The organism is Paenarthrobacter sp. CAP02 (assembly GCF_040137855.1).
In the GTDB taxonomy this organism is placed as follows: domain Bacteria; phylum Actinomycetota; class Actinomycetes; order Actinomycetales; family Micrococcaceae; genus Arthrobacter.
Genome location: NZ_JBEEII010000008.1, coordinates 207924 through 227092, shown reverse-complemented (window position 1 = coordinate 227092; position 19169 = coordinate 207924). Strand labels below are relative to the sequence as shown.

The following is a 19169-nucleotide window of genomic DNA, read 5'->3' as shown; positions in this document are numbered from 1 at the left end:
CGGTTAGGAAGTCACCCGGCGATCTGTGAAAATGGGGGTATGAGCACCCAGTCTCCGACGCCTCAATCCCGCCCGTCCACCACCGGGAACCCTGCCGCGCACAACCACGCCACGCAGGGACAAAGCCTGGACCAGGCGTTGCAGCAGGCGGGGTTCTATCCGCGGTTGGTGGCCGACGTCGTTGATGATGCCCTGGACGGCCGTGAGTGCCTGTCCCATCTGGTCCACCTGGAAACGCACTTCGACCGGGCAGAGGTCCGCCGCCACATCACCGTCCTGGTGCTGACCGAGGACATGCTGGTTATCACGCACGTTGACGATCAGCAACTGGACGAAGCGGGGGAGCAGATCGTAGCCCAGATCTCCACCGAGTCCGTGCCCGTAGCACAGATCCGCTCTGTGGTCCTAAGTTACATGTACTCCCAGCCGCAGAACTACAAGTCCTCGGACCCCGTCCGCGAACTGACCGTCTCGATTGCCTGGTCAGGCGGACAAAGGCTCGACATGGGACCCGCCAGCTGCGGGGATCCACAGTGCGAGGCTGATCACGGCTACAGCGGAACCATCGCCCAGGAGGACATCGTCCTGCGCATCAGCGCCGAAGCCGACGGCCTGCAGGCAGTCCAGGACGCCAAGCTGTTTGCCCGTGCCCTGCGCGCAGTGAACACCGGCAACCCTGCTCCCGTCCAGCACGCCACCATCCCCGCTCCGAGGCCCCGTTCAGGGGTCTTCAGCAACCGCTTGAGCCGCGGACACCAGCGTTGAGCGAAACGGCACAGACAGGCCGATCCATCGACATTCCCGCATCCCCCTTGTTCGGGACCAAGTCGATAGCCGAGGTTCTCACCAGTTCCGCCGCTGCGCTTGGCTTGCCGGGCTTCACCAACCAGCTTCAATTGCCCGCCTCACAGCGGGTCTGCGTCGTCCTCGCAGACGGATTGGGCCGGAGCCTGTTGAAGCAGAAGGCCTCCCACACTCCCTTTCTCCGGTCCGTCATTGCCGGGGGCCAGCGCAATGTCCCGCAATGGATCGACTCCGCGTTCCCCAGTACCACGGCGGCCTCCCTGGCGAGCCTTGGTACAGGGTTGCCCGCGGGTCAGCACGGGATGGTGGGCTACGACGTCCTTGACCCCGCACAGGACAAAGTGGTCAATCTCCTGGGCAATTGGGATGCCCAGGTGGATCCGGGGCAGTGGCAGCCCAATCCCACCGTTTTTGAGCGCGTGGCGTCCGAGCTGGACGTCGTGACCGTCAGCCTGCCACAGTTTGGCAATTCTCCCATGACCCAGGCGGCACTCCGTGGCAGCCGCTTCGTGGGCGGCACCACCCTGCATGCCCGGACTGCCGCCGCGGCGGAAGCCATGGCCGGAGGTGGAAAGTCGTTGATGTACTTCTACCTCAACGAGCTCGACAAGGCCGGACACCGCTATGGTTGCCAGTCGGACCGCTGGGAGCATCAGCTCGAAGAACTCGACTCCACCGTGAAAAGGCTCTCCGCAACTCTTCCTGCAGGAACCACCATCCTGCTCACCGGTGACCACGGCATGCTGGACGTTCCCGAATCCCAACGGATCGACTACTCTGCCGATGAGTCGCTGGTAGCTGGTGTCCGGCACACAGCCGGTGAACCCCGCATGGTGCATCTCTACCTCGAACCCGACGCCACCGAGGCCCACCGGGACGCGCTCCTTGCCGCCTGGCGGAAGCGGTTTGGCGAGCGTATCTGGGCTTTCACCAGGGAACAGGCAGTGGATGCCGGTTTGTTCGGTGCAGTGCGTCCGGACGTCGCTCCCCGCATCGGTGATGTGATGATCGCGGCCCGCGACACCCTGGCACTGTACGACACCCGCAGAGTCCGCCCCGCGTCCCTTGAAGTCGTAGGGCAGCATGGATCGCTGACCAAAACGGAGCGGGAAGTGCCACTGCTGTGCTTTACCGCTGCCGGCAGGAAGGGCAAGCGTGGCTGAGCTGGTCTTCTTCTCGGGCACCATGGACTGTGGAAAGTCCACGCTCGCTCTGCAAATGGACCACAACCACCGCGCACGCGGCCGCGGCGGCATTCGCTTCAGCTGCAATGACCGTGCCGGCGACTCCACAATTTCCAGCCGCCTGGGACTGCGTACCGATGCCGTGGAGGTGGAAAGCGCTACGGATTTTTGGGACGAAGTGGTGGTCCGGCGTACCAGCGGACTCCGCGTCGACTACCTCATCTGTGACGAGGCGCAGTTCTACTCACCCTCCCAGGTTGAGCAACTGGCGCGCGTTGTTGACGAGATGGATGTGGACGTTTTCGCTTTCGGAATCACATCCGACTTCCGCACGCGCTTGTTTCCCGGTTCACAGCGGCTCATAGAGCTTGCCGACAAAGTGCAGGTCCTGCAGGTCGAAGCGTTGTGCTGGTGCGGCCGCCGGGCAACCCAAAACGCACGCACCGTGAACGGCATCATGGTGGTCGAAGGTGAGCAGGTGATGGTGGGTGACGTTGCTGCCGCTGACGATGCACCTTTTGCGGGCGTCGTGGGCTATGAAACCTTGTGCCGCCGCCACTACATGCGGCGCGTCACAGCGCACGGTGCCAACCTGATGGCGGGAGGGGACCAGCCGCTTCCGTTCGACGTCGACGCCTGCCTGTGGCCCGGGGCCGGGGAGCTTCCGCGGCCGTAGGCGCCTGAGCAGTCAGTCTCCCCGGGCTCCAAAGACGATCTCGTCCCAACTCGGGATGCTGGACCTCTTGGGTCGTGACGGCTGGCGTTCAGCAGGAGCCTCAACGTCCTTGCCGCCCTCACGGTCCTTGGCGTCGTCAGCCGGTGCCGGCTGCACAAGGCTGCCTTCCGCCTCATCGCCGGTGGACCCCTCATCGCTCCTTGAAGGGGCCTGGGTGCTGCCGCCCAACAGTTCATCCAGCCCAGCGGGCTTGCGTGCCGTCAAGGACGTGACAGGGCGCAGGGGACTGGCCACGACCGTGATCTCACGGGTATCAGTGCTGACGCCCTGGTGGAGCTTCAAGACATCGTCGTCATCCTCGGAACCAGCATGCCGTGGCGCCAGGCTCAGACGGGAAAGCATGGAAGGGCGGCCGTCCTTGCGGGCAGGTTCTTCCGGGGTTGCAGGGACCGGTTCAGGGGCATCTTCGGCGGCTTCTGCGAGGACTTCCTCAACTTCTTCGCCTGGCCGCGGGTGGGCCGCCGGAACATTGCTCAGGAGGACTGCCAGGGCGTCATCGCCGTCTTCGTCCACGCCCAATCGCTGCCCACGGCGTGAGCGGAGCATCTCCAGCAGGCTGTCTGATTCCTTGGCGGAGGCACGCGCTGCGGAATCGGCGTCGTTCTCAAAATCGAAGGGCCGGTCCGAAACCGCGGCCAGGCGCCGGGCAGGAACCGGTCCGTCCAGGGGCTCGAGCTCGCTGAGCTGCTGGGCCCAACGGTTGGCGTTCTGGAGTGACTTGCGTTGGGGGCTGAAGGTCCACATGGCGGGCGGCTCTTCGCCGATGTTTCCGTGGGTTCCAGGGACCGTTTCGAAACGCGCGACGACGGTCCAGGAACCGTCCGGACGGCGCCAGGAGTCCCATTCGACCGTGGCCGAGTCAATGCCGTGGGCGGACAGCCGGTGATCCACCATGTCTCCAAGCGTGGCCGGTTGGTCGCCAAAAACCGAACGGTACATGTCGTGACCGGGGGCGGGCGAAGCGACTTCGATTCCGCGTGCCTGGCGGACCACATACTCACGCTCGGCAAGGACGGGGCCTTCGTAACGCTGTACGTTCGCCAGGGGGAGCCCGGAGAGTTCGGCGACCTCCGCTGCGGTGGCCCCGCTCCGGATCCTGGCCTGGATATCCCGGGGGGACATGGCAATGGGAGTATTCGAGGCCCGCGCCGCCACCTGGGCAGGGGTCCGGCTCGCCGCGGCCCGGAGGGCCTCGTCGATCGGAAGCTGGAACATCGCCCCACCGGGGCCGCTGAGCAGGAGATGCCCGCCGTCGTCGTGGACTCCTACCAGTCGTAGATCCTGCATAACACCCTCCACCACATGGCATAACTGACATTCGAAACTCTGCCACCCGTCACGCTCTTTTCCTACTAGGACAAAGGGCGTGCCGTGATATTCCCCTGAATCAGCCCCGGCGAAGAGGTTGACCCAAGGCCGGACCTCTGGACATTCAGTGGTGGGGGGAGGAAAATCTGCCCGATATCGGGCACAAAACCAAGGCGTCCGGCGTTGCACCGTTACCGGCGGCGGGGACTGATCCGCCCGACCGGGAACCCAACCGGAGCAGGTACGGAGGATGAAGCAGGACCATGGCAACGGATTATGATGCCCCTCGCAAGACCGAGGAAGACGCCAGCGAGGACTCCCTTGAGGAGCTCAAGACGCGCCAGTCAGGGAAGCAATCCTCAGCGGTCGACGTCGACGAGGCCGAGCTCGCCGATGGCTTCGAGCTCCCGGGAGCCGATCTGTCGGGGGAGGAGCTCCTGATTCAGGTCATGCCTCCCCAGGCTGACGAATTTACGTGCTTCAACTGCTTCCTGGTCAAGCACAGGTCACAAATTGCCGCAGAACGGGGCGGTCACCTCTACTGCACGGAGTGCGAAAGCTGAGGGGCCGGCCGCCCGTTTCTCAGGACTGGCGCGCCGTGAGGGCAGAAACCAGTTCCTCCGGCCTGCGGGACGATGCGAGCCAGTAGGGGGTGCGGTCTGCGGGATCCGTGATCTCGATCTTGACCACGGGGTCGATCCAGCCGCGGAAGCACATGTACGCCAGGCCGTTGAGGCGCGGGCCGCGTTCCGCCGTCGCTTCGCCCTTCCTGAAGGCCTCCACGGTGCCGACGAACCTGCGGTCGATGCTTGCCCGGCCTACGCGCACGGTGTCCGCGGTAACGGTGATGGTGGGGGTCGAGAGCACCAGCATCACGGTCATGATGGCCAGGAGTGCGATAGCTGCGATGATTCCGGTCGCCACGCTGATGGGGCCGAACATGAGAAGGCCTGCGCTGGAAAGGCCGACAACGACAATCCAGATCCACGGTGACGGCCACAGCTTTTCGCTGTACAGGACCCCGGAAGATGAGGGGGTGTTCCGGGCAGGCACGGGTGAAGACTGGTCAGGCGTAGGCATGGGACCAGCTTATCGGGCGATCGACTCCCAGCGGGTTCACAGGCAACGGTGCCATGGACGGGGACCTTCCCGCCGGGCCCGGTCCCCGTAGAATGGACGACTGTGAGCAACGAGACCGCAGTATTCAGTTCAGAGGCCGCCTCCGTCAACGCGGACAGCGGCAACACCGCCCCTTCCTACGGCGCCCCCACTTTGGAGGTGCAGCTTAAAATGCTCGACGCCGGGTTGGAAGCACCCTCGTACGCCCACCCCGGAGACGCGGGAGCCGACCTGCGGTCCCGCGAGGACGTGCACTTGGCCCCCGGTGAGCGGAAGCTTGTGCCGACGGGCGTGTCCATTGCGCTGCCGGACGGATTCGTGGCCCTTATCCACCCGCGCTCGGGCCTCGCCACCAAGCACGGACTGACAGTCGTTAACGCCCCAGGAACGGTGGACGCGGGCTACCGCGGCGAAATCGCCGTGACCCTGCTCAATACCGACCAGAACCACGCCATCGACCTCAAACGCGGCGATAGAATTGCACAAATGGTGATTCAGCGCGTCGAATATGCGCGGTTCGTGGCTGTCGACCAGCTCTCTGATTCCGTTCGGGGAACCGGCGGTTTCGGTTCCACCGGCGGCTTCAACGCACCGACCACCCCTGCAAACCACTGAACCTGGCAAGCGCTGGCATCTGAATCCCGCCGCATTGCAGTTGTTTTACGTGGTTGCGGTTTACTTGGGGATAGACCACTACTAAGGAGAAAACCCCATGCTTTTTGGGCGCGGCAAGAAGTCCAAGGACGAGCAAGCGGAAACCGCTGCCGCCGTCGATGAAACCGGCACGGCAGAAGAAAGCCCGGAAGCTGGCACGCCCGGTGACTTCCGGCTCGGCAAAGGTCCACTGGATATCGATGAAATCGAGGACCGTGACGGATACGTAGACCTCGGCGCGTTGCTGATCGCGCCCGCCGAAGGGCTGCAGCTGCGGCTCGAGGTGGAAGAAGCCACCCAGCGCGTCGTCGCCGTCACCATGGACCTTGCCGGGTCCAGCCTGCAGCTCCAGGCTTTTGCCGCCCCGCGGTCAGAGGGCCTGTGGGATGAAATCCGTGAGCAGATCACCCAATCCGTCGTCAGCCAGGGCGGCGAAACCGAGGAGATCTCCGGGGCGTTCGGCACGGAACTGGTAGCGAAGCTTCCGGCGCAAGCCTCTGACGGCAGCCAAGGGTTCCGGGCGGCGCGTTTCATGGGAGTGGACGGTCCCCGCTGGTTCCTCCGGGGAGTGCTCGGAGGAGAAGCGGCCCTGGACCGCGACGCAGCGGCTGGCCTTGAAGAGCTTTTCCGGCGTGTTGTCGTAGTCCGGGGCGACAACCCGATGCCCCCGCGTGAGTTGCTGCAGCTTCGCCTGCCAAAGGACGCGACCGCGGCCGGGCAGCCCGGGGTTCCGCACGGTGCACCCGGCCTGCAGCAGCCCGAACGTGGTCCGGAGATTACCCAGATTGGCTGACAAGCCCGCCCGAAACGGGTTTGCAGATCGCTCGCCGCTGGGGGAGGGCGTGCGGGACCTGCCCACCCGCGGCAGGGCAAGCTGTACGGGTTACATCGAGTCGGTTACGCACCAGCCACCCAGCGAACAGCCCTTCTTCTCCGCAGTGGTCGTGGACGCACTGGAGCATGGAAGCGAGTCCTTGCTCCCGTCCAAGGGCGCCCGGAGGCCGTTTGACCGACTCCGGGTCATTTGGTTGGGCAGGACACGTGTTCCCGGCATCGAGGCCGGTGTACGGCTTCGCCTGAACGGTATGGTGACCCAGCTCGACGGCCTGCCGGCCATGTTCAATCCACGCTACGAAATTCTCTCCCGTCAGGAGCACCTATGACCGTGGCCAACGGTTCAGAGCCGAAGGACAACGCAGGGGCGACGCCGCGCGGCGATGAAACGCCGGCCGTGACCCCCGACAACCGGCCCAGCATGTCCGACCTCGCTGCAGGCTACGCGGGGAAAGCGGGCCTCCAGCGGAACAGTGCGGGCCACGTGGACATGCTCAAGTCCGCCGGAGGAATCCAAGGGATCGCCGAGAGCATTCTGCCCGGACTGGTCTTCCTGGTGGTGTTCACTATCACGCGGGACCTGGGTCCTTCCCTCATCGCCGCCCTGGCGTCGGCAGCGATTTTCACCGTGGTTCGGCTGGTTCAACGGCGCCCCCTGACTCAGGCCGTTGCCGGCATCGTCGGCGTCGGTATTTCGGCCTGGCTGGCCAACACCACCGGCAAAGCTGAAGACTTCTACGTTCTTGGTTTCTTCACCAACATCGCCTACATTGCGGCCATGGTGGTGTCGATCGCCATCAAGTGGCCCGTGGCTGGCCTGCTCTTCGGCTTCGTGCGCAACGAGGGCCTGGACTGGCGCAAGGACCCGGAACGGCTTCGTGCCTACAAACTGGGAACAGGGATCGTGGTAGCAGTGCTGGCACTGCGTCTCGTGGTCCAGGTGCCCCTCTACTTCATGGGCGAAGCAGGCCTGACGGCATTGGCCACCACCAGGCTCCTGATGGGTGCGCCGCTGTATATCCTCGGCCTTTGGGTAGCCTGGCTGGTCACCAAGCCGGCAACTCAGCCGTCGAAGCCGTCGTCGTCGGCGGACTGATCCAGCACACCGTTGCCGTCCTGGCCGCCGAGCTCCGAGCCCGGTGACAGGAGGGCGCGCAGGCCATCCTCCGCAGCGATGGTGGTGACGAAGAACAGTTCGTCGCCGCCGTCAAGGACGTCGTCGCGGGTGGGTGTGATCGGGGCCTGATCGCGCAGGATGGCCACCAAAGTGGAGTCGTCCGGCCAGTCGATGTCGCCCACGGTGCTTCCAATGACGTGGGAGTCATGCGGAACGGTGAACTCGACGATCGACGCAACGCCGGTCTGGAGGGTCAGCAGGCGCACGATGTCGCCGATCTCCACCGCTTCTTCCACCAGTGCGGTCATCAGTTGCGGGGTGTTCACTGCCACGTCGACGCCCCAGGAATCGTTGAACATCCAGTCGTTCTTCGGGTTATTGACCCGTCCCACTGTGCGCCCGACGCCGAATTCGGTCTTGGCGAGCAAGGAGACCACCAGGTTCACTTTGTCGTCACCCGTGGCGGAAACCACGACGTCGGCATCCTCCAGTTTGGCGTCCTGCAACGTGCTGAGTTCGCAAGCATCACCCACCAGCCAACGCGCACCCCGGAGCCCGCTGCGGCCGATGACCTCGGGCTTGAGGTCAATGAGCAGGATCTGGTGCTTGTGGGACAGCAGCTCACGGGCAATGGATGAGCCGACGCTGCCTGCGCCAACGATGACAACTTTCACTAAGACTCCTTGGCGGGTGCTTTGGCGAGGATCCGGGTGATCTCGGATGTTCGGTCCAGGCTCACCATGGCGTGGACGGTGTCGCCTTCCTGGTAAGCCGTACCTGGGTGGGGGAGGAGGCCTTCGCCAAAGCGCGTCAGGAAGGCGATGCGGATCCCCGAAGCTGCCTCGATGGAGGACAAGCTGTGTCCGATCCAGGCCTCGTGCAGGTCCACTTCGGCAAGGATGAGCCGGCCGGACGGTTCGCGGTAGTCGCCGGCCAAGTGCTGCTCGGGAAGTATCCGGCGCAGCACCTGGTCCGCGCTCCAGCGCACGGCAGCAACGGTGGGGATGCCCAGCCGCTGGTAGATTTCGGCGCGGCCGGGATCGTAAATACGGGCCACGACGTGGGCCACATGGAACGTCTCCCTGGCCACCCGGGTAGCCAGGATGTTCGAGTTGTCGCCGCTGGAAACGGCTGCGAAAGCGTACGCGTCTTCCACGCCCGCCTGCTTGAGGGTGTCCCGGTCGAAGCCAACGCCGGTGACCTTCCGGCCGCCGAAAGTGTGGCGCAACCGGCGGAAGGCCCGCTCATCCTGATCGATGATGGCCACTGAGTGGCCGGCATCCTCCAAAGTATGTGCCAGGGTGGCGCCAACACGCCCGCAACCCATGATCACGAAGTGAGCCACCATGTCTCCTTATGTGTGTTGTCCGTGCCGCTCGGTATGACTTTACCGCCGAGACGGGCCTAAGCCCGCTCCGACCGTCATGACATCCCTGGGGATTCAGAGTAGCTTTGCGGAGTGCTGACAATTTTGAATGCCGCGAAGCGGGTGTTGGTGGGCAGGCCGGTCCGGAACGACCGACTGTCCCACACCTTGTTGCCCAAACGCATTGCTTTGCCGATCTTCGCCTCGGACGCCTTGTCCTCGGTGGCTTACGCCCCGGATGAAATCCTGCTGACGCTGGCCCTTGCCGGGGTCAGCGCAGTAGCGTTTTCCCCGCTGGTGGGCCTCGCCGTCATGGTGGTCTTGCTCACAGTTGTGGCGTCCTACCGCCAAAATGTCCACGCCTACCCTTCAGGTGGCGGCGACTACGAAATCGCCAACGTCAACCTTGGCAAGTACGCGGGACTGACGGTGGCTTCAGCATTGCTGGTGGACTATGTCCTGACCGTGGCGGTGTCCATGTCATCCGCCGCCGCCTATGTCACCACCGCCATCCCCTCTTTGCACGGCCAGCAGGCGCTCATCGCGACCGTGGGCGTGGTCATTCTGGCGTTGGTCAACCTGCGGGGAATCAAGGAAGCCGGCTCCGTTTTCGCCGTCCCCACCTATATCTTCATGGCCTCAATCCTGGGCATGACAGCCGTGGGCATTTTCCAGTTTGCTACAGGGCAGTTGGGAGAAGCGCAGTCAGCGAACTTCACCATCGTCCCGCAATCCGGCTTTGACGAAGGCCTGGTGGGCCTGGCCGGAGCCTTCCTCCTGCTGAGGGCGTTTTCTTCGGGCGCCGCAGCCTTGACCGGTGTCGAGGCCATCAGCAACGGCGTGCCCAACTTCCAAAAACCCAAGAGCAAGAACGCAGCCACTACCTTGCTGCTGCTCGGTGCCATCGCGGCAGCGATGCTTGCCGGCATCCTTTTCCTGGCCAACGCCACCAAGGTCCACATTGTGTTGGACCCCGCCACCGAGTTCCTGGTTGATGGCAAGCCGCTGCCGGAGGGATACATCCAGAATCCTGCCATCAGCCAGATCGCGGACACCATTTTTGGTGCAGGCTCCATTCCGTTCTACATCGTGGTTGCTGCCACCGGTGTGATCCTGGTTTTCGCCTCCAACACGGCATTCAACGGGTTCCCCGTACTGGGCTCCATCCTGGCCCAGGACGGCTACCTTCCCCGCCAGCTCCGGACCCGCGGCGACAGGCTCGCGTTCAGCAACGGTGTCCTGGCCCTGGCTGCCGGGGCGCTGGTGCTGATTCTTTCCTTCAACGCCGATGTCACCAAGCTGATCCAGCTGTACATCGTCGGCGTCTTCATCTCCTTCACCGCCAGCCAGCTCGGCATGATCCGGCACTGGGGGCGCGAGCTCAAACTTGCCCGCGACAAGGCCATCCGCCGCCGCATCATCAAGTCCCGCACCATTAACATGGTGGGCTTCGGCATGACGGGTTTGGTGCTGGTGATCGTCCTCATCACCAAGTTCGAACAGGGCGCCTGGATCGCGCTGCTCGCCATGTTCATCCTGTTCCTGATCATGTGGAGCATCAGGGCCCACTATGACAATGTGGCCAAGGAACTCGCGGTGGACGAAGACTCCTCACCACGGGCGCTTCCCACCAGGGTGCACGCTGTCCTCCTGGTCTCGCACGTGCGCAAGCCGGTGCTGCGTGCATTGGCGTACGCCCGGGCGTCACGGCCATCGCGCCTGGACGCCATCACCGTTGACATCAACTCCGAGGAGACAGAACACACGGTCCGGGACTGGGAGAAGCTTGAAATTCCGGTTCCACTGACGGTTCTCGCGAGCCCCTACCGTGAAACCGTGACCCCCATCATGGACTACATCAAGAACATGCGCCGCGATTCGCCCCGGGACCTGATCGTGGTCTACATCCCGGAGTACGTCGTGGGTAAATGGTGGGAACAACTGGTCCATAACCAGACAGCACTCAGAATCAAGACGCGGCTCCACTTTGAACCTGGAGTCATGGTTGCCAGCGTTCCGTGGCAGCTGAAGTCGTCCGAAGAAGCAAAGGCACTGCAGGATACCTAAATGACGTCCCACAGCAATTCCCCCCATGACCAAGACAGCAAGGAACAGGCAGGGCCCGGGCGTGAACTCGTGGTGGATGTGGGGCCCATCGCCCATGGGGGCCACTTCATTGCCCGCCATGAGGGTCGTGTCATCTTTGTCCGCCACGGGATCCCCGGCGAGAAGGTCCGGGTCCGGCTGACCGACTCCGGCGACTCGTCGCGCTTCTGGCGCGCCGACGTCGTCGAGGTCCTGGATGCTTCGCCGGACCGCGTTCCGCACTTCTGGAAGCCGGCCGATTCCCTGGGTTCCTGGCGGCGGGGCGTACCGCCCGTAGGCGGCGCGGAGCTCGGCCATATCTCGCTTGCGCGGCAGCGCGCACTCAAGTCGGAGGTCCTGTCCGAACAGCTCAAGCGGCTGGCTGGTATGGACCTCACCACCGAGGTGGAGGCAGTCGGCCGGAACGACGACGGCGGACTCGGCTGGCGTACACGCGCCGGCTTTGCGGTGACCTCCAAAGGACGGTTGGGCATGCATGCGCACCGCTCCGATGTGGTGGTCCCCATCAAGGACATGCCGCTGGCTCTCCAGGGAATTAACGAACTCCGGTTGTGGGATGTGGATTTGTCAGGCATCGCCCGCGTCGAAGTGGCGGTGCCTGCCAACGGATCCCGGCCCCTGATCCTTCTTGCACCGGAGGAGGGAACCGGTCCCAAACGGCTGCACAGCATCATTTCGCAGTTGCCCCAGGACGTCTCGGTCGCCAGTTTCGATCCCGGCAAGGGCGATGTCCTGCAGTTGCGGGGACGGACGTGGGTGCAGGAAAGCGCGGCAGGTCACGAGTACCGGGTATCCGGCGAGGGTTTCTGGCAGATCCATAAGGACGCTCCGGAGACCCTGGTAGGTGCTGTGACAGAGTTCCTCTCCGGCGGGGGATACCTGCAACCCGGCTCCACCGTTGCAGACCTCTATGCCGGTGCAGGGCTGTTTACCGCCCCACTGGCCGACGCCGTCGGGGTCACCGGATCGGTACTCTCGGTGGAAGGATCGCCCGGAACAAGCCGCGATGCCCGAAAGAACCTGCATGGCCAACCGCAGGTGGAGATCGTCCAGGGGCGGGTAGAGCGGGTGCTGCACCAGCGTCCACGCAGTTTCGATTCCCTGGTGATGGATCCGCCCCGCGCCGGAGCCGGCAAAGCCGTGGTCAAGCAACTCATGGCCTCCGGACCCCGTGCGATCGCCTATGTGTCCTGCGATCCAGCCTCCTTTGCGCGTGATCTGGGTTACTTCCAGCAGGGTGGGTGGCGGCTCGAGTCGTTGCGGGCCTTCGACCTCTATCCAAACACCCACCACCTGGAGACCGTGGGGCTTATCGTTCCGGCCCAGTAAGCCGGATGCCGCCCGCCTGCTGGATCAGTGCGGGCGGCACCGGCTTTGTCCGGGCACCTGCCCCTGGCGGGATTTATGCCACTACGATGGGCTTAGTAGTCCCGCTCCGCTGGAAACACGGCGGCGGACCGGGGTGACCAACAATGATGCCGCCCGGCTAAGTAAGGTCCGCCTAACTGGCTAGCGGCCAACCACGCGACAAAGATGAAACTGTTGCGAGAGGAGTCCTGCCATGAGCACTGTGGACAGCTTCGGTTCCAAAGGCGTACTGAATGTAGCCGGCACCGATTATGAAATTTTCCGGTTGAACTCCGTAGAGGGCGCTGACAGCCTTCCGTTCAGCCTTAAGGTATTGCTTGAAAACCTCCTGCGGACTGAGGATGGGGCCAACATTACGGCCGACCATGTCCGCGCCCTGGCCGGTTGGGATCCCAATGCGGAGCCCGACACGGAAATCCAGTTCACCCCGGCACGAGTCATCATGCAGGACTTCACCGGTGTTCCCTGCATCGTCGACCTCGCCACCATGCGCGAAGCCGTCAAGGAACTCGGTGGGGATCCGAAGCGCGTCAACCCGCTGGCGCCCGCAGAAATGGTCATCGACCACTCCGTCCAGATCGACGCCTTCGGTAACTCCGGCGCACTGGAGCGCAACATGGAGATCGAATACCAGCGCAATGGTGAGCGCTACCAGTTCCTTCGCTGGGGCCAGACCGCGTTCAACGACTTCAAGGTCGTTCCCCCTGGAACCGGCATCGTCCACCAGGTCAACATCGAGTACTTGGCACGCACCGTCATGACCCGTGAGGTCGACGGAGTCCTCCGCGCCTACCCCGACACCTGCGTCGGCACGGACTCGCACACCACCATGGTCAACGGCCTGGGCATCCTGGGCTGGGGCGTTGGCGGCATCGAAGCCGAGGCAGCGATGCTCGGCCAGCCCGTCTCCATGCTGATTCCCCGCGTTGTAGGCTTCAAGCTCAACGGCAGCATCCCCGCAGGCGCCACCGCTACTGACGTCGTCCTGACCATCACCGAAATGCTGCGCAAGCACGGCGTCGTGGGCAAGTTTGTTGAGTTCTACGGTGAAGGCGTCGCGGCTGTGCCGCTCGCCAACCGCGCCACCATCGGCAACATGAGCCCGGAATTCGGTTCCACGGCTGCCATGTTCCCGATCGACGACGTCACGCTGGACTACCTGCGCCTGACCGGCCGCTCCGAAGCGAATGTCGCCCTCGTGGAGGCATACGCCAAGGAACAGGGCCTCTGGCACAATCCTTCCCGCGAACTTCGTTTCTCGGAGTTCCTCGAGCTGGACCTGTCCACCGTTGTTCCGTCCATCTCGGGCCCCAAGCGTCCCCAGGACCGCATCGAGCTCACGGATGCCAAGGAACAGTTCCGCAAGGACATCCACAACTACGTCGCCATCGAAGACGGCAGCGTGGACGAGTCACTGGACGAATCCTTCCCGGCTTCGGACGCCCCGTCCTTCACGCACGCCGACTCGCACACCACGGAAACGAGCCGCGTTTTCTCGGCCGCCAACGGTGCGCATGGCCGTCCGTCCTCCCCGGTCAAGGTCACCACGGCTGACGGCCGTGAGTTCGAACTGGACCACGGCGCAGTGTCGATCGCTTCGATCACGTCCTGCACCAACACGTCCAACCCTTCGGTCATGCTTGCGGCTGCCCTCCTGGCCCGCAACGCCGTGGACAAGGGCCTGACGTCCAAGCCGTGGGTCAAGACCTCCGTAGCCCCGGGCTCGAAGGTCGTCACGGACTACTACGAGAAGTCTGGCCTCACGCCGTACCTGGAGAAGCTTGGCTTCTACATCGTTGGTTATGGCTGCGCCACCTGCATCGGTAACTCCGGCCCGCTGGAGCCGGAAATCTCCGAAGCCATCCAGGCCAACGACCTCTCCGTCACCGCAGTGCTCTCGGGCAACCGCAACTTCGAAGGCCGTATCAACCCGGACGTCAAGATGAACTACCTGGCCTCTCCGCCGCTGGTCATCGCCTACGCCCTGGCCGGTACCATGGACTTCGACTTCGACACCGATTCCCTGGGCACCGACTCCGAGGGCAACGAGGTCTTCCTCAAGGACATCTGGCCGAACCCCACCGAGGTGCAGGAAGTCATCGACTCCTCCATCGACGAGGGCATGTTTGCCAAGGGTTACGAAGGCGTCTTCGACGGCGACGAGCGCTGGAAGGCGCTCGACACGCCCGCCGGCGACACCTTCGTGTGGGCCGAGGATTCCACGTACGTACGGAAGCCCCCATACTTCGAAGGCATGAAGGCCCAGCCGGATCCCGTCCAGGACATCTCGGGCGCACGTGTGCTCCTGAAGCTTGGCGATTCCGTCACCACGGACCACATCTCCCCGGCAGGTTCCTTCAAGTCGGACACCCCGGCTGGACAGTACCTCCTGGCCAACGGCGTGGAGCGCAAGGACTTCAACTCCTACGGCTCACGCCGTGGCAACCACGAGGTCATGATCCGCGGTACGTTCGCCAACATCCGCATCAAGAACCAGCTCCTGGACGGTGTTGAGGGTGGCTTCACCCGCGACTTCAGCCAGGAAGGCGCACCGCAGGCCTACGTCTACGACGCAGCCCAGAACTACCAGGCAGCCGGCATTCCGCTGGTAGTGCTGGCAGGGAAGGAATATGGCTCCGGTTCGTCCCGCGACTGGGCAGCCAAGGGTACCGCGCTCCTGGGTGTCAAGGCTGTCATCGCCGAAAGCTACGAGCGCATCCACCGTTCCAACCTGATCGGTATGGGTGTCCTCCCGCTCCAGTTCCCCGCTGGCGAGTCGGCAGCAACGCTGGGCCTGACCGGAACGGAAACGTTCGCTGTCGAGGGCGTCACCGAGCTGAACAACGGCACCACGCCGAAGACGCTCAAGGTCACAGCCACGGCTGAAGATGGTTCCGCCAAGTCCTTCGATGCCGTACTGCGTATCGATACCCCGGGCGAAGCGGACTACTACCGCAACGGAGGCATCCTGCAGTACGTCCTCCGCCAGATCTCCGCATAAGGAACACGCTGGTTTCCAGCTGATTCCGAGTGCCAGACAGCCCCGGCCGGTCGCCTGACCAGCCGGGGCTGTTGGCGTCCGGAACACACCCGTCCGCGAGCCGCCTGCGCGTGAAACGCGCGAAAGCCGGGCACGCGCTAAAGTTAACAAGCACGTCATACACCCTAAGGAGGGCCGTTGGGACTTTTGGAAGCCGTCAAGGATCCACAGGACCTGGCCAAACTGTCCGGCACCGAGCTGGAACAACTGGCCGGAGAAATCAGGGCATTCCTGATAACCAACGTAGCCGCCACCGGTGGACACCTGGGACCCAACCTGGGCGTCGTGGAACTGACGCTCGCTATCCACAGGATCTTTGAGTCCCCGCGGGACAGTATTGTCTTTGACACTGGGCACCAGTCCTACGTGCACAAGCTCCTCACCGGGCGGCAGGACTTCAGCACGCTCCGCCAGCAAGGCGGACTCTCGGGCTATCCGGAACGCGCCGAATCCGAACACGACATCGTGGAAAGCTCGCACGCTTCCTCGTCTCTGTCGTGGGCTGATGGTATTTCGCGCGCCCGCCAACTGACCGGCGAAGGTGACCGGTTCGTCGTCGCGGTGGTCGGTGACGGCGCGTTGACCGGCGGCATGACGTGGGAAGCGATCAACAACATTGCCGCGGACAAGCGGCGTCGGGTCGTCATCGTTGTCAACGACAACGGACGTTCCTACGCCCCCACTGTCGGTGGCTTTGCCGATTACCTGGCGTCCCTGCGCCCCACCATCGATTCGTTGCGGACAGCCCCGGCCTACGAGGGCATGCTGGATTGGTGGAAGAAGAGGCTGCAGAACGGCGGTCCGGCCGGCCAGTTCACCTACAAGAGCCTGCATGCCATGAAAAAGGGCATCAAGGACTGGTGGGCCCCGCAAGGCATGTTCGAAGACCTAGGCATGAAATACATCGGCCCTGTCGACGGGCATAACCTCCAGGCCATGGAACATGCGCTCAGCACGGCGAAGGCGTACGGGGGCCCTGTGATCGTGCACGCCATGACGGAGAAGGGCCACGGCTACGCGCCGGCCCTCGCCAACGAGGCTGACCAATTCCACGCGGTGGGCATCATCGACCCCGAAACGGGCGAATCCACTGAGATGCCCGGTGCCAGGTCCTGGACGTCGGTGTTCGCCGAGGAGATCGCGGACATCGCCGACGAACGCCCCGACATCGTGGGGATCACCGGAGCCATGCTCATTCCGGTGGGGCTGCACAAGTTCGCTGAGCGCCACCCTGAACGCGTCATCGACGTCGGCATCGCGGAGCAGCACGCACTGACGTCCGCCGCCGGCATGGCCTTTGGCGGTCTCCACCCCGTTGTGGCGGTGTACGCCACCTTCCTCAACCGGGCCTTCGACCAGCTCCTCATGGACGTGGCGCTGCACAAAGCCAGCGTCACCATCGTCCTGGACCGGGCCGGGGTCACCGGCCCGGACGGCCCCAGCCATCACGGCATGTGGGATATGGCAATGGTCCAGATCGTGCCCGGACTCCACTTGGCTGCTCCGCGCGACGCTTCCCGGCTCCGTGAGGAACTCCGCGAAGCCGTGGCCATTAACGATGCGCCCACCGTGGTCCGTTTCTCCAAGGGCAGCGTCGGTTCTGAAGTCGAGGCCATTGAGCGCCTGCATGACGGCGTGGACATCCTTGCCCGACGACCCGAGGGTTCAACCGAGAACGACGTCCTGATCGTCAGCGTTGGCGCCATGTCGGAGATTGCCCTTGATGTCGCCGATCGCCTGGGCGCCCAAGGCATCAGCTCCACAGTGGTCGACCCCCGCTGGGTATTGCCCGTCCGCAAGTCCATCATCGCCCTGGCCGCCCGCCACCGACTGGTCATCTGCATCGAAGACGGCGTACGGGCCGGGGGCGTTGGTTCCCGGATCCGCCAGGAAATGCGCGCCGCGGGCGTGGATACCGCCCTCAACGAGGTTGGGCTTCCTGTCGAGTTCCTGGTGCATGGATCGCGAAGCCAGGTTTTGGAGCGCGTGGGACTCACTGCGCAAAAAATAACGCACGACGTCGTAGCCCAGGTTTTGGGGACAAAGGTCCCGTTTGCCCGGCCGTTGCCGGGCCAGGAGCACCCCACCACCGGAAGTATGCCCACCCTGTGAGTGGGGACCGCGGGCCGGGCTCACTGCAGCCCGGCGACCTCGTGGTGTCGAGGAACCGGAAATGGAACGGCAAGGCCCACTGGGTGGTCCCGGGAACCTACCTGGGCGAGGACATCCACGGCTGGTGGGTCTTCCAAGGGGCTGGGGAATTCTGTTCCCGTCCGGGCGCAGCCTTCTATACGGCGTCGGACGCTGTCCTGCTTATCCCCCGCACGGGGGAGTACGTGGCGACCTTCTATGACGACAGCTACCCCGGCGATTTCCGGATCTACGTGGACCTCGCCACTGCCCATGGCTGGAATCAACTGAAACCGGGCGTGACCGAGTTTCATATGATCGACATGGACCTGGACGTCATCCGCTCCACCAAGCACGGCGTTTTCGTGGATGACGAAGACGAATTCGAACAGCATCGGACCGACATGGCGTACCCGGAAACCACGGTTGCGGCCATGCGGGCGGAATGCGCTGCCCTTTTCCAGGCGGTACAACAAATGGAAGCCCCCTTCGACATGGCCGGTGCCGGCAGCACCAGCGCAGAGTGGTTCAGGAAAGGACGAGCATGAGCGGCATTATCCGCACGTACAAGCGCGACGACGACGGGGTTCTTCACTTCCGGGAAGCCTGGTACGACGACGAAGACCAGCAGTTCGTCATCAATCACGGAGTAGTCGGCCACCAGAGCAGCACCGATGAAACCGCCGTCGACGACGATTCCTCCGTGGAAGGTCTCATGGCGGCCTTTGCCGCGCAATGCGAAGAAGACGGCTATGCGGAAATTCCCGAATCCGAACAGTTCTGGGTGGTGGCACAGCTGGCCCTCAAGACCAAGGAGGGTACCGAGCGGGACCGCCACCTCGAACGCAAGGCCAAGACTGCGCTGACCGCCGAACTGGCGTGGCGGGGCCTTGGTGTGGTGGACCGTTCTGAAATCGGCAACTCCCGGCTGAACATCTTCTGCCTCTGCCCGGACGTCAACAAAGCCGTGAACGCCATCAAGATCTGTGTCCGCGGTGAAGACCTGGACTTCACCAAGCTCACCATCGCTGCGGCCCCGCACAGCGACCCGAGCGCTTTCAAGATTAAGCACTCGCCGAAGCAAGGTGTGGGCTTTACTCTCTAAGTAAGCACCATTGCGCCCAGAAGGGATCACTCCATGTCGTCCAAAAGCAATTGGCCCGGCCATACCCCCTTGCCCAAAGGCCTTGCGGCGCCGGCGAAGCGTGCGTTGGCCCACGAGGGGATCGAGACTCTGGAGCAGCTGGCCGAATTCGGCGAGTTGAAAGCCACCAAACTCCATGGGATGGGACCCGTGGCCATTGCCCAGCTTGAGGACGCCATGGAGGAATCGGGAATCACCTACGGCCGGAGCTAGCGGGCAGGGTGTTTGTTGCCTGGGGTTACTAGCTGCTTGGATCGCC

General features: G+C 63.7%; 19 protein-coding genes. 15 read left to right on the top strand and 4 right to left on the bottom strand.

Going from position 1 to position 19169, the window contains the following annotated elements:
* The first annotated feature begins 39 nt into the window (after positions 1–39).
* From ABHM97_RS15500 to ABHM97_RS15490, 3 genes are read left to right on the top strand one after another with little or no spacing between them, the layout of a single operon-like run.
* Positions 40–765: a DUF5998 family protein gene (locus ABHM97_RS15500; protein WP_235520489.1), complete on the top strand. Its 726-nt coding sequence runs from the start codon at positions 40–42 to the stop codon at positions 763–765.
* Positions 762–1967, top strand: coding sequence for an alkaline phosphatase family protein (locus tag ABHM97_RS15495; RefSeq protein ID WP_349471389.1), 1206 nt, complete (start codon positions 762–764; stop codon positions 1965–1967). Before ABHM97_RS15500 ends, ABHM97_RS15495 begins: the two co-directional genes overlap by 4 nt.
* A complete protein-coding gene (locus tag ABHM97_RS15490) occupies positions 1960–2664 on the top strand; it encodes a thymidine kinase (RefSeq protein WP_235520491.1) in 705 nt (234 codons plus the stop codon). The genes ABHM97_RS15495 and ABHM97_RS15490 overlap by 8 nt, the downstream gene beginning before the upstream one ends.
* A 12-nt stretch (positions 2665–2676) precedes the next feature.
* Here the strand turns inward: ABHM97_RS15490 and sepH are convergent, their stop codons facing one another.
* Entirely contained in the window at positions 2677–4011 is a 1335-nt protein-coding gene (gene sepH, locus ABHM97_RS15485; RefSeq protein WP_257368384.1) for a septation protein SepH, read from the bottom strand.
* Positions 4012–4295: 284 nt separating this feature from the next.
* Here sepH and ABHM97_RS15480 point away from each other — a divergent pair, with 284 nt between their 5' ends.
* Positions 4296–4595 carry a DUF4193 domain-containing protein gene (locus ABHM97_RS15480; RefSeq protein ID WP_235520493.1) on the top strand — a complete coding sequence of 100 codons (300 nt, stop codon included), beginning with the start codon at positions 4296–4298 and terminating at the stop codon, positions 4593–4595.
* A 19-nt stretch (positions 4596–4614) separates the two neighbouring features.
* Here the strand turns inward: ABHM97_RS15480 and ABHM97_RS15475 are convergent, their stop codons facing one another.
* Positions 4615–5112 (bottom strand): DUF3093 domain-containing protein, encoded by a 498-nt coding sequence (locus tag ABHM97_RS15475; RefSeq protein WP_257368382.1) that lies wholly within the window; start codon positions 5110–5112, stop codon positions 4615–4617.
* Between the two features lie 102 nt (positions 5113–5214).
* Here ABHM97_RS15475 and dut point away from each other — a divergent pair, with 102 nt between their 5' ends.
* From dut to ABHM97_RS15455, 4 genes are all read left to right on the top strand, one after another.
* Positions 5215–5766 (top strand): dUTP diphosphatase, encoded by a 552-nt coding sequence (dut, locus tag ABHM97_RS15470; RefSeq protein WP_235520495.1) that lies wholly within the window; start codon positions 5215–5217, stop codon positions 5764–5766.
* Between the two features lie 97 nt (positions 5767–5863).
* On the top strand, positions 5864–6598 hold the full coding sequence (locus ABHM97_RS15465; protein ID WP_235520496.1) for a DUF3710 domain-containing protein: 735 nt from the start codon (positions 5864–5866) through the stop codon (positions 6596–6598).
* A complete protein-coding gene (locus ABHM97_RS15460; RefSeq protein WP_235520497.1) occupies positions 6591–6968 on the top strand; it encodes a hypothetical protein in 378 nt (125 codons plus the stop codon). The genes ABHM97_RS15465 and ABHM97_RS15460 overlap by 8 nt, the downstream gene beginning before the upstream one ends.
* Positions 6965–7735, top strand: coding sequence for a DUF3159 domain-containing protein (locus tag ABHM97_RS15455; RefSeq protein WP_349471388.1), 771 nt, complete (start codon positions 6965–6967; stop codon positions 7733–7735). The genes ABHM97_RS15460 and ABHM97_RS15455 overlap by 4 nt, the downstream gene beginning before the upstream one ends.
* Here the strand turns inward: ABHM97_RS15455 and ABHM97_RS15450 are convergent.
* A complete protein-coding gene (locus ABHM97_RS15450) occupies positions 7702–8430 on the bottom strand; it encodes a potassium channel family protein (protein WP_257368375.1) in 729 nt (242 codons plus the stop codon). The genes ABHM97_RS15455 and ABHM97_RS15450 overlap by 34 nt on opposite strands.
* Complete coding sequence (locus ABHM97_RS15445) at positions 8430–9101, bottom strand: potassium channel family protein (protein WP_235520547.1); 672 nt, start codon at positions 9099–9101, stop codon at positions 8430–8432. Before ABHM97_RS15445 ends, ABHM97_RS15450 begins: the two co-directional genes overlap by 1 nt.
* A 114-nt stretch (positions 9102–9215) precedes the next feature.
* Here ABHM97_RS15445 and ABHM97_RS15440 point away from each other — a divergent pair, with 114 nt between their 5' ends.
* The 7 genes from ABHM97_RS15440 to ABHM97_RS15410 all read left to right on the top strand — a co-directional run bounded on the left by ABHM97_RS15440 (position 9216) and on the right by ABHM97_RS15410 (position 19123).
* The gene (locus ABHM97_RS15440; RefSeq protein WP_284987288.1) at positions 9216–11189 is read left to right on the top strand and encodes an APC family permease; all 1974 of its coding nucleotides are present in this window, start codon (positions 9216–9218) and stop codon (positions 11187–11189) included.
* Positions 11190–12557, top strand: coding sequence for a class I SAM-dependent RNA methyltransferase (locus ABHM97_RS15435; protein ID WP_349471387.1), 1368 nt, complete (start codon positions 11190–11192; stop codon positions 12555–12557).
* A gap of 232 nt (positions 12558–12789) precedes the next feature.
* Positions 12790–15597 carry an aconitate hydratase AcnA gene (gene acnA, locus ABHM97_RS15430; RefSeq protein ID WP_349471386.1) on the top strand — a complete coding sequence of 936 codons (2808 nt, stop codon included), beginning with the start codon at positions 12790–12792 and terminating at the stop codon, positions 15595–15597.
* Between the two features lie 177 nt (positions 15598–15774).
* Positions 15775–17748, top strand: a complete 1974-nt coding sequence (gene dxs, locus ABHM97_RS15425; protein ID WP_349471385.1) for a 1-deoxy-D-xylulose-5-phosphate synthase — start codon at positions 15775–15777, stop codon at positions 17746–17748.
* Entirely contained in the window at positions 17745–18314 is a 570-nt protein-coding gene (locus ABHM97_RS15420) for a DUF402 domain-containing protein (RefSeq protein WP_235520504.1), read from the top strand. Before dxs ends, ABHM97_RS15420 begins: the two co-directional genes overlap by 4 nt.
* On the top strand, positions 18311–18871 hold the full coding sequence (locus ABHM97_RS15415; RefSeq protein WP_235520505.1) for a hypothetical protein: 561 nt from the start codon (positions 18311–18313) through the stop codon (positions 18869–18871). The genes ABHM97_RS15420 and ABHM97_RS15415 overlap by 4 nt, the downstream gene beginning before the upstream one ends.
* Positions 18872–18904: 33 nt before the next feature.
* Entirely contained in the window at positions 18905–19123 is a 219-nt protein-coding gene (locus ABHM97_RS15410) for a helix-hairpin-helix domain-containing protein (protein WP_211714092.1), read from the top strand.
* Positions 19124–19169 lie beyond the last annotated feature (46 nt).